This window comes from Sphingobacterium bovistauri, assembly GCF_020295405.1.
In the GTDB taxonomy this organism is placed as follows: Bacteria; Bacteroidota; Bacteroidia; order Sphingobacteriales; family Sphingobacteriaceae; genus Sphingobacterium; species Sphingobacterium bovistauri.
The window spans coordinates 73,879-91,868 of sequence record NZ_JADEYP010000007.1 but is presented as its reverse complement, the minus strand read 5'-3'; the positions used below and the strand labels follow the sequence as shown (position 1 = coordinate 91,868).

Here is a 17,990-nt window from a genome sequence, read left to right as displayed (position 1 = left end):
GTTATTGTGCTGTAGTCGAACTTTGCGGAGGACCTAGGTAAGATCGCTTTACCCCGCCTGCGTCTATAATAATTTTCTGTATTACAATACCATGTTCCAATGGTCGTATGCGTATGGTATATTCTCCTGGAGAATCAAAATTGTATTCAGTCACATTATCAATTATTCGTTCGGCTTGCCACATGCCCAACTCACCTTTGTAATGTCCATTTATATTATGTACGATCTCAGTTCCTCCATTTATTGTTATTCCATAACGCAACCCTCTATTTGCATTAAAATTTAATGTAGGTGAAGTCAATACATGTATCTTATGCTTTCCAGCAGTAGCCAACGATAATTTATATTCTACATAAACATCTGAATCCAAAGGAGCTGTTACAGGAAGTGTAGTTATTGCGGAAATTGTTTTCCCTAGGTTAGGAATTTCCTCCCAATGCACTTTTCCTGAATTATTTACTTTATTATAATTAGCAGCTTCAATAGCGACATAACCATCTTTTTCTACAAACACCTTTGAATTAGGAGATGGTAAATCTTGATAAGTGACAGCTGGCATAATACTATTTGGCGGATTATTCCAACTTCGATAACCAATACGTACTTGATCCATCATATGCTTCCATTTGCCATTTGCGATGCTATTAAAATGTACCGTTAACAATGAGTCTCTTTCAAAATGTTCCTTCACTTTATCAGCCCAAAAATTTGCCTCTATATTTTTATCTCTGCTGAATGCATCGTGTTTGGCCTTTGCATAATACAAATCATATAAATTTGACATTCCATTGATTGGAAATAATACAAGTTGATCAAAAGCATCTCTATATTGATTAGGAAGTTGATTATACAATCTAAAAGCATCAATCAACAGTTGTCTATAATCAAGAACTACAGTTTCAAATTCATTATAATTATCTAAACTATATGTCCTATGATTTAATAATTCAGGTGTAACACGATGATTATATTTTGTATACAGATCAATTAGTCTCGCTGCTTCTTGAGCATGCTTTTGTCCAAATTGCTCGCCACACCAAGAAATAGTATGATTAATAAGATTTGAAGGATTAAATTGTTTTGGATTCCATGCCATATCCAAAAAAAATGTAATAGGATACTCCATAGGCTTCAGATCCCCTACATTTACTACCCAAATACGATCGACTCCATGCTCGTAGGTTAGATTCATCTGTTCCCACACTCTAGAAATTTGACTAACATTTAACCATTTAGAATTACGTGGAGCACCGACATAATCAAAATGATAGTACATTCCGTAACCACCTTTACGCGGTTTTGTGTCCAATTCAGGCAGTTTACGTACATTTCCCCAGTTGTCATCACAGAATAACAGTGTTACATCATCAGGCACACGCATTCCATTGTCATAATAATCTTGCACCTCTTTGTACAAAGCCCAAACTTGAGGAGTTTCTGACGCCTTTTTTTTAGTTACATCAGCAATTATTTGGCGCTGATCTTTGACTATTTTTTCTAAAAGACTCACATTTTGCTCTTCACTCATGGGTTCGTCTCCATCACCACGCATTGCTATTGTATAGATTGTTTCCCAATCTTTTGCTCTTTCTACTCCTCCTCGCCAAAAATCTTTTAATCCTTTTTCATTTTTACTGTAATCCCAAGCTCCCTTATTACCATAACGTTTCCATTCATCTTGCGCTCTTGCCAATGGCTCATGATGTGATGTACTCATCACTATCCCCATTTCATCTGCTAATGCCCCATTTGCCTTATCATCGTCATAAAATGCACTCCCCCACATCGCAGGCCATAGGAAATTTCCTTTCAACCTTAATATCAATTCAAAGACTTTTTCGTAGAACTTACTATTATATCCTCCAAATGTGTGATTAGTCCACCTAGTCAAAGCAGGATATTCATCATTTAAGAATATTCCTCTATACTTCACAGCAGGTTCTCCTTGAGTATACGCACCTGGTATGACATATAAATTTGATTTCTTTTCAACTGGCACATCTGCCCAATAATACCAAGGGGATACACCAATTTGTTTTGACAATTCATATATCCCATAAATAGTACCTCGCTTATCACTTCCCGCAATGACTAAAGCCTTGTCGACTCCTTCTATAGGATTAGAAACAACTTGAATAATGAATTTTTCATTTTTAGATTGTAAATCCCCCTTATTAATTTTTTGGTTTTTAACAAGTTGATCTATATATTTTGATTGACCTACTGTACCAATTATTATGGAATATTTCCCAACGACACGCGAAGGTCTATTTGAAGTAACATTCTGAAAATCATCACTCAAATTATGAATTGCCCGTACCACTCCTTTCCAATCTTGATCATCGAAAACAATTGGAAGGGGCAAATTATTTGTTACAATAGGGAAATAGGCATTATCATTATGTGAAACCACAAATCGATCTTTATTGGACGTCTGTGCTTCCAAAAGATTGATACTTGACACCAAAAAAAATACCAGTAAATATTTCACACTACTCCTCAGCGAATACATAAATAGATAAAGTTTACAATTAGTTATCGTTAGCAATTGTGCTAACCTTTCATAATGTAAAAATACCTGTACCAAGATTGAGCTAGTGATACATATGTATTATTAAAGAATAAAAATGTTTAAAATGGTAATTATTGAGGAGGATAAAAGGCGTGTTATGTTATTAAAATCACCTTTTTGATAATTTCAAACAAAAAAGAGGGGAATATTTGCAGAACAAATATACCCCCTCGATTTCACGATACAATTATATAACAACTAATTATGGAGCAAAATTTATATGGTATGTTTTCACTACACCATTGTAATCAAATTTTACAACAGCTGATTCATTTTTATTCTTAGCTTGACTAATTACGATTTTTACATTTTTGCTATCCGATGTAGCCGATACTTTTGGAACTTCAGTCGTATTAACTGTAACTTTTGCTTCGTAGGTATTATAATCAATTATACCATTCGCTTCTGTAGATCTAACTGGAGTTTTAGGTAATTCAATCGCTTTGCCATTGATTAAAATATTCGCGCTTGGAACTTTTGGCCTATCAATTTTTTTACTTTTGGAACTGAATCCCAATCCACTCAATTCACATAGCATTTCTCCATCTTCCCCTTCAGCTACTAAGAAAACAGCATGCTTATTATTTAAATTATCTACGAATTTTGCTACATCTAAGGTGAATTTCTGTTCCTTTCCATGTGTATTTGCTGGCACTAAGATCTCACCGATTTTTGTTCCTTTCCATGTATCATTCGCCCACGGACCATCTAACCATACATTAACTTTAAATGATTTCTTTGTTTTTGGAATAAGAAAAAGATTAAATGCCGTATTATTTCCTTTTTGTACTCCTTTAAATGCTTTAAGCCCAAACTTATCTTTATCCAATCCACCGAATCCAAAATATTTATAACCAATAATATTTCCATTTTTCACATTGATTGGCATATGATTGTCCCAGATATCCCATGAATCCTGTTGGCTACTAACATCTGACAAATAGCTCGCATAACCTGCTGAATAGTATTGATAAGGATCTAATCCATACATATGAAAACCTTCAGATGTCACTTCAGCACCTTTATACTCATTTCCTGATTTATCTTTTGCTGTCCAAATATTATTTTCACCATATGGATTAAATGCACGAATACGAACAGTACCACCATCAGCAACAGATTTTTCATCCCATTCTATTTTTACTGGGGCTACTACTGCTTGACGTGCAAAACCAAAATTGCGCGGTGGACGATGATAGAACACGTACCATTGACCATTGATAAGTTCAATACTCCCGTGTGTATTATGACCTCCATTTGTTCCTATTAAACCAGTGCCATTTTCATTAAGCACCGGCCCTCTTGAATCCACCAATACACCACCACTTTTCCATGGTCCTAATGGCGAATCCCCTACTAAATAGCGTAATGTTGAATTTGAACTGCCCATACCGTACTCTGGGCCAGAGTATCCGCTATATACAGAAACGAATTTATTTCCCACCTTACGAATAGATGATGCTTCAAAAAAATTAAATGAACCTAAATCTTCCCCTTTTAAAATATGTGGATATATTGTCCCCTCAGGATCTCTCAACACGCCATATCGTGCACTAGCAGGAATAAAACGATCGATTACTTTTCTTTCTGGACGAACGGAATACAATGTATTTTGATCTAGTTCTGTTGCTAATGACCTTTGAAATCCCCAATATGCATAAGCTCTAAAACCAATCTCATAATCAGGATCTTTAGGATCATCTATTTGTTCGATGTAAACAGCCGGGTCAAATCCAAGTATACTCCCAGGTAAAGTTCTTCGACCGTCGTCGGTCAAATTTATTGGTTTAAAAGGTCCATCAGGTCGATCACTCTTGGCCACCATGGCTTCACGATGTTGCCCCCTACTATGAGGGTACAAATAATATTCCTTTTTGCCATTTCTTCTTTTTACTTCGACAAGATCTGGAGCATACATAACATCCCATTTACCATCTATTTGATACGTAAAAATAGCACCCTCATCTCTCCAACTAGACAAATCCTCTACTGGTGCTGACCACATTCGAATATCTGGTCCACAATAACTTGTCATGCGCAAATCATGTGACCCAATGATATAGGCACGAAACTTACCCGGTCGATCAGGATCCTCAAAAACACGTGGTTCACCATCTGGTATATGCTCCCACAGTGGTAAATAAGGGTTACCAGCAGCTTTATGTACAAATTTGGTTGTAGCTGCTTTACTTGGCTGTAATGTTGTACTTCCTACCTGCGCTTCTGCCATCGTAAGCAAAGCGAAAGTAGAACCTAATAACAAAGCCATTTTCTTTCTAAATGTATATTTATGTATTTTCATATCGAATTGATTTATTCCCAATTATCTGTTCTAAACGGAGAAGCTAATAACCCTTCATGATTGATTAAATTTGCCTCCTCCGGATTATCTGCCCATGCATACCGCACTGCTTTTGGTTCTTTAATTTCAGGGTGTGATACAATTATTTTATTTCCCTTGATAACAGCGTTCGCCCAAAAGAATTTTTTGCTTTCATTGGCTATAGCGAACTGCCGTAACATTTGACCATCATTAGTCTTTAGTCCAGCACCTAAAGTCTCAAATGTTAAGATAATCTTGTCTTTATCGATGGTGTAATTTTGAAACTGTGGACCTGAGTGCACAACTTTTTCATTATAAACTATTTTCCTAGCACCTAAAAAAAGCCTTTCTGCAATATCCTTTTTATTCAACGGGTGAATATCATTCCATTCACCTGTATCGTATGTTACAGCAAGTGCTGTATGTGGTATAATTTTAGAAATTTTGAATTGTGCTTCACGAATTTTAGCCCATCCAGACTCGGAAGGCATATCATTTTTCTGCATAAAATTTGGAAGTTGAACTAATAAAAAAGGTAGTTTTTCATTATTCCACAATGTTCTCCAATTAGCTATTAGTAGCTCCAGGTAACGTGCATAATTATCTTGTCCAGCATTTGATTCTCCTTGATACCATACCACCCCCTTAATGCTATAATTTTTCAATGGGTAAATCATTCCATTATATAAGCCCGATCCAGCGACACTCATATTTCGCAGCCTAGATTTGTATGATGTACCTGCATCCAAATTTAGTCCCTGTTTATATTTCCAAAGCCCTGTTAAACCAACCTCAAAATCATCAACTTTCAGCTTGTATTCTTTATCCGCTATGAATTCTCCATTTCTACTATTTGAACGCAATCTTATCGTAATAGTATTTTTACCTGCTTTGAGAATACCTGCCGGAATATCATAGACGCGAGGAGGATACATGTATGAAGTTGAGCCTATGAACTTGCCATTTATGAATACGGAGTCACTATCCGTCATCGTCCCAAGATATAGTCGACCATGTCGACCTTCTTTGCTTTCAGGGATAGCTATACTTTTTCTAAAATAAACCACACCTCTATTTCGTATACCTTGTGAACGCAAAGTCCCGGGCAGATTAAAATCTAACCAATTTGAGTCATCCCAGTCATTCTGTATCCAAGTATGTACACCATGATCTTTCTCCACATATCGAAGACTATCTAAAGCGACTCTATCCAAGATTAGATTTGGAAATTCTTTCAAATGGTCTTGGCTGATCCAACTTTCTATGGCTGATCCTCCAAGACTAGAAACCAACATCCCTTGAGGAACTTTTGTATGGTTGTAGGCTTCCTGAGCATAAAAATAAGCCAACGCAGTCCAATTAGTAACTTCTGATGCTACAGCAGAGAACCACTTTCCACCATTAGGAATATCATCTTGAACAGATTGAACTGTCTGCTGTGTAGACACTTTGAAATACCGTATCATGTGATTATTGGAAATATTTATTTCGGGATACTTCTCTAATAATCTTATGATAGGTGTTTCCATATTGGATTGACCAGAACATAGCCAGACATCACCGATCAAAATATCACGAATAATGATTTCATTTATTTCCATCACATGCGGCCCGCCTGCTTGCTGTGCTGGCAATAACACATACCAATTACCCTTTTTGTCAGCTTCCGTATAAATATATTTTCCGGCAAAACGAACGGTTACCTTTTCGTTAGGGTCTGCCCAACCCCAAATTTTGAGTTCTGCATCACGCTGCAATAGCATTTTATCACCAACCAAAGAAGGCAAGCGTATAGCAGCAAATAAAAGCTGTATTTGACAGAGCGCAACAAGAAATAAAATGGATATTCTCATTTGACTTATTTTTAAACCGCTGTATGATTAATTACCAAATCGCCAATAATCAAAAAACATAATATTTGACTGTGCCTTACCATTGAATACAAAATACAAATCATGTATTCCTTTTATTGCGCTATCTAATGTCACATTCACCACATCCCAACGATCATCTCCTCCAGTCATTGGTATTTTTACAGTACCTAATAATATTCCATCGACAGCTCCTGAACGAACTTCCATAGTAACACCACCGTTGTGTGTAGTACCTACTCTTGCATGGAAAGTCTTAGCGCCTACATTACCAAAATCAATATTTTTGACACTTGTGAATGCTCCATTTTTTTTAGCTTTTACAAATACACCAACTTTATCATTTTGAAATGCTTTAACATTTTCAGACCACGAAATCATTTCAGCCTGATTAAGTTGGTAAGGATTTACTGTTGCTAGCGCTTTAGTAATTCCTTTGGACATTTTTATTGGAGAAATACTTCCGTCTTTGTTAAAATTAAGTTCTTCTACTGCTACAGAACGTGTAAATCCTGACCCTCCAGGTAGAGCTGCATTGTGGTAAAAAAAGTAAGTTTTTCCTCTAAAATCTACTACGCCTGGGTGATTCGTAAATGCACCACCTTCTCTTGCCATTACCACACCAGCATATTCCCAAGGTCCTTGTGGACTTTTACTTGTAGAATAACCAATAAATTCTGGCAATGGACCTCCTGGCCAGAAAAGATAGTATAGCTGGTTGCGCTTATATAACCACGGCCCCTCCTCATATTCTGTAGGTCGTTGAGCATCTCCTTCACGCCTTCCAAAAGCCTTTTCGACCATCGGAACCTCGACTACACTACTCGAATATGAAATCATATCTCTATTTAATTTTACATATTTCAGTTTTGGATTACCCCAATACAAATGTGCTTCTCCATCATCATCGATAAATACTGTAGGATCAATATCTCCCCTATCGGTCTGCACTAGTGGTTTTCCTAATGCATCATAAAAAGGACCTAATGGGCTATCAGCAACAGCAACTCCAATAGCAGGTTGATTATTTACTTTGGAAACAGCAGGTATATACATATAGAATTTACCATCTTTTTCAATACATTGAGGAGCCCACGCATCACCTTTAGCCCAATCAAAATTTTTATACGAAAGGATTACGCCATGATCTGTCCAATTTACCATGTCATTAGTCGAATACACACGCCAGTTGTTCATATTGAACCATGTAGATTCATCTTCGTCATGTGTGGTATACACATACAACCTATCATTGTATACCAATGGCGCTGGATCAGCTGTATAATTAGTCTGAATAATTGGATTTTGGGCAAATGCTGTATTTATACCCATGACCCCAATAACTATTTGAAGTATTTTATTCCTTATAATTTTCATCTTAATGTTCAAATTGCCAGTGATCAAATAAAAATAATGTATGAGGTGATCCTCCTTTAAAAACAAAGAACAAATCATGAATTCCTGTAATCTTCTTAATATTAGTTTTTACTGTTTTCCAATTATCCCATTCACCAGTATAGGGTACTTTCAAGCTGCCTAAAACCTCGCCATCTACTGACCCTAATCGGACTTCAATATTGCCTCCATGATATCTACTAGATACTTCCGTATTAAACTTCGTTGCCCCCTCTTCTCCAAAATCAACATTTCTAACTTTGATGTAATCATTGTTATGAATATCACCTATTATTACACCTTTTTGTTTATCATCGATAGATTTAACTCCTTCAGAAAAAGCAATAGTTTCCGCCTGTACCCTTTTATAAGGATTAATATTGTCCATTGCTGTAATAGTTCCCGCACTCATTTTTAATTTGGGGAATTCACCGTTAGCACCATATTGAAATTCCTCCACAGCTACTGATCTTGCATAACTATGTCCAGCAGGTAGTGCATCATTATGGTAAAAAAAATATGATTTCCCTTTATAATCAATCACCCCTGGGTGATTTGTATTACTACCTCGTTCCAAGGCCATTACCTCATTTTCGTATTTCCAAGGCCCTGTAATACTTTTTGAGGTTGCATAATGAAGTGATTCTGGAAAACCAGATGCGAAGTGCATGTAATACATTTTATTTTTTTTGTATATCCATGGTGCCTCTGTAAATCCTGGACCAAAAATGGATTTATCCTTTGCATCTAATACATGAATTGGCCCATCTAATGAAATCATATCTTGATTTAATTTTGCCCAATAACATACACCATTGCCCCAAAATAGATAAGCTTGTCCATCATCATCAATGAAAACCGAAGGATCCAGATCATCCCACGAATGTTTAGCATGCGTGGTCATATCATTGGTCACTAAAGCACCTCCTAGTGGATCTTTAAATGGTCCATGAGGACTATCTGCTACCATAACGCCTACTGACACACCTCCTTTTCCTGGCGTATTATTCATTGTAGATATATACCAGTAAAACTTTCCATTTCGCTCTACAACTTGAGCCGCACTTGCATCGCCTACTGACCACTTAATTTGTGAAGTTCTTAATGGCGCCCCTCTATCCGTCCAATTCACCATATCAGTTGTAGTAAACAAGCGATATTCACGCATTAGATAATGATTTTTTGGAGCCTCCGCTTCATCTCTACCAACATACAAGAACAGTGTATCCTTATACACTAATGGTGCTGGATCAGCTGTATACATAGTTTGAATTACAGGATTTTGTGCGTGTAATTGTTGTACAGAAAAACACACAAAAGTAATCTGGATATATAATAACGTTCTCAATTTCATCTATTTTTCAAAAATCCAATAATCAAAATTATACAACTCTCGACCTGCAGTTAGATTCTCCCCCTTGAAGGCGAAGTAAACATCTTTTTTGCCTGTTACAGGAGTTTCGATTGTAGTCGAAAGAGTTTGCCACGCTTTCCAGCCTCCAGTACGAGGAACTTTAAGGGTTGCTACTTTAGGTCCACCGATGCTATCCACATAAACCTCTAATATACCCGCGCCTAATCCAGAAGCTAGTGAAGCTTTAAACTTTTTAGGAGATGTACTACCAAAATCGACTTCACGTACCTTTATAGATCCCCCAGTACGAATACTTGTGACATACACGCCTACGTTTTCATCTTGCGTAGTTTTACATTTTTCAGACCAAGCGATAGTTTCAGCTTCGTTTCGAATATAAGAATTCAATTTGCCTACAGGTTTAGGTCCTTCTTTGGAAATAGAAATTAATGGAATAGTTCCGTCAGGATTGTATTTAAATTCTTCAACCGCTGAAGCTCTTCCATAGCTTCCTCCACCTGGCAGCAATCCAGTATGATAAAACAGATAAGAATTACCTTTAAAGTCAACTATTCCACCATGATTTGTAAAACTATTCGTAGGTTGATTTACCATTATTCGACCTTGATATTTCCACGGTCCTATTGGGCTTTCACTTATGGAATAGGACAAACATTCTGTTCCCTTCTCCATGCCTGCAAACATTTGGTAGTAAATATTATTGCGCTTATAAAGCCACGGCCCTTCTATAAACATATCCTTTTTCGGCTCCGCAGGAGGTGTTTGGTTCGTTTCCCCTCTTGGTCCTCTGACTCCTCCAAACGATTCTACTGTCTGTGGGACTTCTATAATATCTCCAGAATAAGAAACCATATCAGCATTGAGTTTCACGTAAAACAAGCTCCCATTCCCCCAATACATATAAGCTTGTCCATCATCATCAATATGTACCGTCGGATCTATATTAGCCCAACTACCATTCATAACCAAAGGCTTACCTATGGCATCCTTAAAAGGTCCAGTTGGACTATCGGAAACAGCTACACCAATTCCAATATTATTTTTATCCGTCTGTGCGCAGATATACCAGTAAAATTTTCCATTACGTTCAACACATTGTGCTGCCCAAGCCCTATCTATTGCCCAACTAAAATCTTCTAATGCCAATGGAACACCATGATCCGTCCAATTGACCATATCAGCTGAAGAATACAATCTCCATTTGGTCATATAATAGAAATCAAATCCTGGTATGTCATCTCCTGCATACACATATACTCTATCCTTATAGACCATAGGTGCTGGGTCTGGTGTATAATTAGTTTGTACTATAGGATTTTGTGCCAATAATTCTATACTTGCATAACCGCATATTAGCGCAGTCACAACAAAATGCTTTATCATAATGAAAGATTATAATTGATTTAGTTTTGATTATTGATTGATATGGAAATAATCAAAATCTGCATACCCACCAATATTTTTAGTCGCATAATTAAATAATCCAAATCGGTAACCCATAAAATGAGGAATCGTATATGCCATCTTTAATGTAGTACCAATAGGTTTCCAATCTGATCCGTCCAAACTATAGAAAAAGTTTGCTACATCTTTTTTATTGGTAAAATCACATTCAGCTTTAAAATGAACTATATTTTGGTCCAATGGAACATTCGCTACTTCTTCAGGAATACCTGTTGTCCCATTTACCATTACAATTGTTTTTTTATTCCCTACAATACGAACACCTACTAAACCATAATTTTTCTGAAGAAGAGATAAACCAGCGAAATCACCATCTTTCATATTGGACACATCCAATGAAGTCGCCCCAATACAAGTAGGTCCAATAGTGCGTTGTGTCAACGTATTACGAGCTTGTAAAAAATTATTATCTAATCTTCCTGTTTTTAAACGTAAATACCCCACACGCTCACTAACAGACCAAAGGTCATTGGCTGGATTGTGATTCCATTGCCATACCAATGGCAAATCTGCATCGCCTATATTTCTATTAAACTCATCAGAGCTCACAATATGTGGAATCAAACCTTTGCTCGCTGGTAGATCTAATTCCATTGGAACTTTACCATCAATACCTATAATTGGCCAACCGTCTTTCCACTCTACAGGCACCATGAATGGAATACGTCCTACCGCTCCATAATCTTGGAATAAATAAGCAAACCATTTACCATTCGGCATATCAATCAAACCACCTTGTGCGACTCCCTTATCTTGCAACATGACACGTCCCTCGTAAGGACCATCAAGTTTATCTGCTTTATGAACAATTACGGTACGCATACCACCTGGAGGCCATGAAATATTTAATAAATAATATTTTCCATTTACCTTGAACAGTTGGGAACCCTCGGCTGGAAGTCCACCAGATTTGCCTTCAGGCATACTAGGTGCAGTTGCATTTTCGATAAGTACACGTTGTGTTTCAGGCTTAATACCAGACAAATCTGATTTAATCTCCACAATGTTAATTTTGCCACCACCCCAAATCATGTATATTTTATCGTTTTCAAAAAACAAAGTATGATCATGTAATGAAGGTGAAAACTCATGTACCTTCCAATCTCCTTTATCAATATCTTTTGTCGTATAGATATACGTTTTTCCTGTCGTCTGAGCGAAGGTACTCACATAATAAATTCCATTATGGTATCGAATACTACTTGCCCATGTCCCCCTTCCGTAGGTACTTTTGCCATTGTCCAAATTCAATTCATCCATGTCTTGTAAAGACGCGTGGCAATAGCCAATAACACGCCAATTCACTAAATCTTTGGATTTCATTATGGGTACGCCAGGATTCATATGCATGGTTGTACTACTCATATAGTAGGAATCACCTACACGAATCATTGACAAATCTGGAACATCAGCAAAAATGATTGGATTTGTTGCTTTCTGAGCAAAAACAAAGCTATTTACAAAAAAAGCAATCACTAAACATAGCCTTACTATTGAAGCTTTAAAAATCATGATAATTTGGGTTTTATATTGGTTATAAAAATAAATGTCAAATGAACATTTATTTTTTGTGTATCAATTACTCTAACTTATTTATTACAATCCGTCTATTAAAAACCTTGATAATCAACAATTTCACAACCCGTTATTTACAATAAATCCAATAATGGGTTGTGAAAAATTTTATCTTAAATGAATCTATTAATTACATTTTCCAAATACTCTTGTCTTCCTGAGACTAAATTTGGTTCGCCATTTTGTACAGCATAATTTCTTAAATCTTCTAGCCCTAATCTACCGCTTTCAAAATCAAAACCTGCTCCGTTATCGAAACTTGAATAACGCGATTGACGAATAGATTTGTAATCTGATTTTTGCAAAATATTATCCGCTATAACTAAAGCACGAGCGAAATTATCCATTCCACCAATATGAGCATAGAACAAATCTTCTGGGCTGGTTGAATTTCTCCTGATTTTAGCATCAAAATTAACACCACCACCTTTTAATCCACCACCTTCGAGAATAATCAACATGGATTCCGTCAATTCATTCAAATCATTAGGAAATTGATCCGTATCCCATCCATTTTGATAATCACCACGGTTTGCATCGATAGAACCTAACAAACCTGCATCTACAGCAACTTGCAACTCGTGCTGAAACGTGTGTCCTGCTAATGTAGCATGGTTTACTTCTAGATTTAATTTAAAATCATTCAACAAATCATATTTTCTTAAGAAACCAATCACTGTAGCCGCGTCATAATCATATTGATGTTTTGATGGTTCACATGGTTTCGGTTCGATGAAGAATGTTCCTTTAAATCCATTTTTTCTTGCGTAATCTTTTGCCATATGTAAGAAACGAGCCAAATGATCTTGTTCGCGTTTCATATTTGTGTTCAATAGAGACATATAACCTTCTCTACCACCCCAAAATACATAATTCTCTCCTCCCAACTTTATAGTAGCATCAATTGCAGCCTTTACCTGTGCACCAGCATGTGCTACAACATGGAAATCCGGATTTGTAGACGCACCATTCATATAGCGGTGGTGACTAAATAAATTGGCTGTACCCCATAACAACTGAATACCAGATTGTTTTTGCTTCTCTTGTGCATAAGATGTGATCGCATCTAAATGCTTCTCATTTTCAGCAATATTATCACTGTAATCGATCAAATCCACATCATGAAAACAATAGTAAGGCAATTGCATTTTGGTCATAAACTCAAAAGCAGCATCCATTTTATCCTTTGCTCTATCCAATACATTAGATTTCACATCCCAAGGAAAAAATTGTGTTGGGCCTCCAAATGGATCAGAACCATTTCCATTGAAAGAATGCCAATAGGCACATGCAAATTTAAAATGCTCTGCCATTGTTTTTCCAGCGACAACGCGATTCGCATCATACCAACGAAATGCTAATGGATTGTCAGATTCTAATCCTTCAAATTTTATTTGACCAATGTTTTTGAAATACTCTTGATTTCCTACTAAAATTTTCATTTTCTCTTAATTTATTAGTTTCTTGATTAAGCTTTTTTTCCAATTTTCATATAATTCATCGTACAGGGCTACATGAGATGGCTCAATAGTAGCATGCTTCTCCAAACCAGCAAACGCCTCATTACGGTTTTTAAAAACTCCTACACCCAAACCTGCACCCAATGCTGCCCCCACACTTCCATCATTATCATACAATTCAACAGGTGTATTTGTGACGCCTGCAAAAGATTGCTGAAAGACAGGACTTAAGAACATATTCGCATGTCCTGCTTTTATAATTTGAGGTGTTATACCATTGCTTCTCAAAATATCCAACCCATATCGAAATGAAAATGCGATTCCCTCCTGTGCCGCTCTCCAAAGATGAGCTGTAGAATGGCGTACAAAATCAATATTCTCCATATGCGCCTGCACCATTTGATTATTCAACATACGCTCAGCCCCATTTCCGAATGGTAAAAACAGCAATCCATCAGATCCTATCGAAATATCAGATGCAAATTGATTCATTTGCATATAATCATAAGATTGTGCAGTGTTCTTTTTAATCCAACTATTTTGAATGCCAGTTCCATTGATACAAAGCAGTACCCCTAAGTTGGGTTTTTCATTTTCATGGGTTACATGTGCGAACGTGTTCACTCTAGATTGTTGATCATATGCTAATTGATCTGTCACTGCATATATAACACCAGAAGTACCTGCTGTAGCAGCTACTTCCCCCGCTTCAAATACATTCAACGACAGCGCGTTATTAGGCTGATCGCCAGCCTTATAGCTTACTATAGCTTCCGTTGACAGGCCCAATTCTTCAGCTATATCAGCTTTTACTCTACCGTAATTACCGAAAACAGGTAATAGTTCAGGAACCATTTCTGCTGAAATCCCATAATGACTTAACAAAGTTTCGGATATAGATTTACTTTTAAAATCCCAAAGAATACCTTCGGATATGGAACTAATATTGGAATTGATTTCACCTGTAAAACAAATGCTTAGATAGTCCCCTGGTAACATGAACTTATAGATTTTTTCATAAGTATGAGGCTCATTTTCCTTTACCCAAGCTAATTTGGATGCGGTAAAATTTCCTGGAGAATTCAAATGTGATTCCAAAAAACCATGTGCATTCAAGGTAGAAAATGCTTTATTACCAATCTCTACCGCTCTACTATCACACCAAATAATAGAATTACGTAGCGGTTGAAGATTTTTGTCCACGACTACTAGGCCATGCATTTGGTAAGCAATACCTATAGCTCCTATATTTTTGGGATTATATACACCTAAAGCATTCAATTTCTGAATCGCAAGTTTTGTATAATTCCACCACGATTGCGGATCTTGCTCAGCCCATCCGGGTTGTTCGGATAAGATTGCTGCTTCCGATTCTGGATATTGTGTCGATGCAATCTTCTTATTTGTTTGCGCATCAATAACTGATACTTTGATGGAAGATGTGCCTAAATCTATTCCTAATAATAACATATAATTATGCCCTGCTTTTTACTTATTTATACTGAATGAATAAGTTTTCCCTGCCGTAGTTTGAATATCATATTCATATACCTTTTGCAGGTTATTTCCTTTTAAATTTGCTTGATTTGAGACTAGTGCTGTCGCTCCGATTTCTCTATTTAATAGGATATTTTTGTTCATTCCTTTTGCTACTTTTAAACCCTTTCCTTTTAGAGGAACATAAGATCGTAATCTTAAATTTCCCCCAATAACTGATTTTACCTTTAATGTATTTACTAACGCATCTGACCACTGCATATCTATTTCAAAACCTCCACGTGCCTTAATGCCTTGTACAGAACCTTTTTTCCATGCGCTAGGTAACGCTGGCAATACGTGAACTGCTCCATCATGACTTTGAATAAGCATCTCTGCGACACCAGCAGTCAAACCAAAATTCCCATCAATTTGAAATGGTGGATGAGCCGTAAACATATTGGGATATGTACGACCGTCTCTATTATCTTTATCCGCTAATGTCAACATGTTATTGATAATTTTGTAAGCGTGGTTGCCATCTAACAATCTTGCCCAAAGATTCACTTTCCAACCAATTGACCAACCTGTAGCAAAATCACCACGATAGCGTAAAGAATTGCGCGATGCCTCAAAAAGCGCTGGTGTAGAATATGGTGAAATTTGATTCCCTGGATACAAACCATACAAATGTGATACGTGTCTATGTTCATTTTTGGGGTCATCTACATCTTCCAACCACTCTTGCAATTGGGTATGTTTTCCAACTTGCATAGGTGGAATACGTTTTGCCATTGCTCTTAATTTGTCTCTGTAAGAGGTCTCTTCTCCTAATATTTCATTAGCCAAAGCTGTACGTGTCAACATATCAAATACCAATTGATTGTCCATTGTCACACCTGCCGCCATAGGACCATGCTCTGGTGAAATCGATGGGGATAGAACCATCCAACCTTTATCTTGATATTTTGGATGTGGAATCAATGTAGATAGTAAAAAATCACTAGCACTTTTCAGTATTGGATATACCTCACGTAAATATTTTTTATCTCCATTATAGAGATAATGTTCCCACAAATGTTGCGCTAACCACGTTCCTCCAGTAAACCACATTCCTGCAGCAGCAAAATCAATTGGGCTTGTTACGCGCCACACATCTGTATTGTGATGTGCTACCCACCCTTCTGCATTGTATAATGATTTTGCAGTTTCTTTACCACTTTCAGATAACTCCTTAACCATTTGAATCAAAGGTCTGTGCGTATGTGATAAATTAGTTGATTCTGCAGGCCAATAATTCATTTCTGTATTAATATTGATGGTGTATTTACTATCCCAAGCTGGATAGAGCGAATTATTCCAGATTCCCTGCAAGTTTGCTGGTTGTCCATTTGGTTGTGAAGAACAAATCAATAGGTATCGTCCAAATTGTGTCAATAATGTAACCAATGAAGGATCTTGTGTTTTTTGAAATTGTCGAATTCTCTCTGTAGTCGAAATCTCGTCCACAGCTGTAGTTTTTCCTAAATCTAACTTAAAAGTATTAAACTGTGCATTGTAAAACTTCGAATGTGATTCCAAAGCATCCGAATAATTCACTTTCAATGCTGCTGACAATTTTGATTCTGCTTGCTGTCCAGCATCACCTGCTACGGATTTATAATTAATAAAATTAGTTCCAATAGAAATATACACGACAACAGAAGTTGCATTTTTAACCTGCAATTTGTTATCAACAATATTGACTAGACCATCCACATTCTTTACAGTAGTATGCGTTTGATATATTACTTCACCTTTGATACCTTCATGATCTCCACCTCGACCTTCTAATATCAAGATATTATCTTTTGCAGAGACGGTATGTCTTGCTGGATTTTTGTATTGCAAATCAAATGTCAATGCATTTTTTTTGCTGGCTTTTATAGACACTATGATCACATCGTCCGAAAATGAAGAAAATATTTCTCGCGTATATGTAACACCATTTATCTCATACCTCGAAATGGATTTGGCCTGCTCAATATCCAATTCGCGGTAATACTTTTGATACGAATCATGTCCTGGAAAATTAATTAACAAGCTGCCTGCTGTTTGAAATGGCATACCATGTGTTTTGGTAAAAAATGTTTCGTTGAGTAATTTATCCGCTTCTTTTGTTTTACCTTCAAATACCAATTGCTGAATCTTCTTCAAATTAACACCTGCCTTTGGGTTATCATTTCGATATGGACCCCCAGCCCAAATAGTCTCCTCATTCAATTGAATTTCTTCTGTAGCAGGAATACCATAAATCATTGCTCCAAGTCTACCATTCCCTATAGGAAGTGCTTGTTCCCAAACCTTTGCGTCTGCAGGTTCATAATATTGGAGTCTCAAAGAATTATTCTGCTGAGCATATCCAGGTAATGCAATAAAATATATTACAAAAACCAATGTCATTATCAAATTTCCTGATATTAATCTCATATTCTAGATA

At 36.6% G+C, this 17,990-nt stretch carries 10 protein-coding genes; all 10 read right to left on the bottom strand.

What is annotated here, in order from left to right; genetic code table 11:
- Position 1 precedes the first annotated feature (1 nt).
- The gene (locus IPZ78_RS05660) at positions 2 to 2,491 is read right to left on the bottom strand and encodes a glycosyl hydrolase 115 family protein (RefSeq protein WP_225552024.1); all 2,490 of its coding nucleotides are present in this window, start codon (positions 2,489 to 2,491) and stop codon (positions 2 to 4) included.
- A gap of 283 nt (positions 2,492 to 2,774) precedes the next feature.
- Complete coding sequence (locus IPZ78_RS05655) at positions 2,775 to 4,874, bottom strand: glycoside hydrolase family protein (protein ID WP_225552023.1); 2,100 nt, start codon at positions 4,872 to 4,874, stop codon at positions 2,775 to 2,777.
- Between the two features lie 11 nt (positions 4,875 to 4,885).
- Positions 4,886 to 6,748 (bottom strand): sialate O-acetylesterase, encoded by a 1,863-nt coding sequence (locus IPZ78_RS05650; RefSeq protein ID WP_225552022.1) that lies wholly within the window; start codon positions 6,746 to 6,748, stop codon positions 4,886 to 4,888.
- A 27-nt stretch (positions 6,749 to 6,775) separates the two neighbouring features.
- Positions 6,776 to 8,143: a glycoside hydrolase family 43 protein gene (locus IPZ78_RS05645; RefSeq protein ID WP_225552021.1), complete on the bottom strand. Its 1,368-nt coding sequence runs from the start codon at positions 8,141 to 8,143 to the stop codon at positions 6,776 to 6,778.
- 1 nt (position 8,144) lies between these two features.
- The gene (locus IPZ78_RS05640; RefSeq protein ID WP_225552020.1) at positions 8,145 to 9,515 is read right to left on the bottom strand and encodes a glycoside hydrolase family 43 protein; all 1,371 of its coding nucleotides are present in this window, start codon (positions 9,513 to 9,515) and stop codon (positions 8,145 to 8,147) included.
- Complete coding sequence (locus IPZ78_RS05635; RefSeq protein ID WP_225552019.1) at positions 9,516 to 10,919, bottom strand: glycoside hydrolase family 43 protein; 1,404 nt, start codon at positions 10,917 to 10,919, stop codon at positions 9,516 to 9,518. It lies immediately after the preceding gene.
- A 30-nt stretch (positions 10,920 to 10,949) separates the two neighbouring features.
- Entirely contained in the window at positions 10,950 to 12,512 is a 1,563-nt protein-coding gene (locus tag IPZ78_RS05630) for a glycoside hydrolase family 43 protein (RefSeq protein WP_225552018.1), read from the bottom strand.
- Positions 12,513 to 12,688: 176 nt separating this feature from the next.
- Positions 12,689 to 14,017, bottom strand: coding sequence for a xylose isomerase (xylA, locus tag IPZ78_RS05625; RefSeq protein ID WP_225552017.1), 1,329 nt, complete (start codon positions 14,015 to 14,017; stop codon positions 12,689 to 12,691).
- Positions 14,018 to 14,023: 6 nt separating this feature from the next.
- Positions 14,024 to 15,505 (bottom strand): xylulokinase, encoded by a 1,482-nt coding sequence (locus IPZ78_RS05620; RefSeq protein ID WP_225552016.1) that lies wholly within the window; start codon positions 15,503 to 15,505, stop codon positions 14,024 to 14,026.
- Positions 15,506 to 15,523: 18 nt separating this feature from the next.
- Positions 15,524 to 17,980, bottom strand: a complete 2,457-nt coding sequence (locus tag IPZ78_RS05615; RefSeq protein WP_225552015.1) for a glycoside hydrolase family 95 protein — start codon at positions 17,978 to 17,980, stop codon at positions 15,524 to 15,526.
- Positions 17,981 to 17,990: the final 10 nt, after the last annotated feature.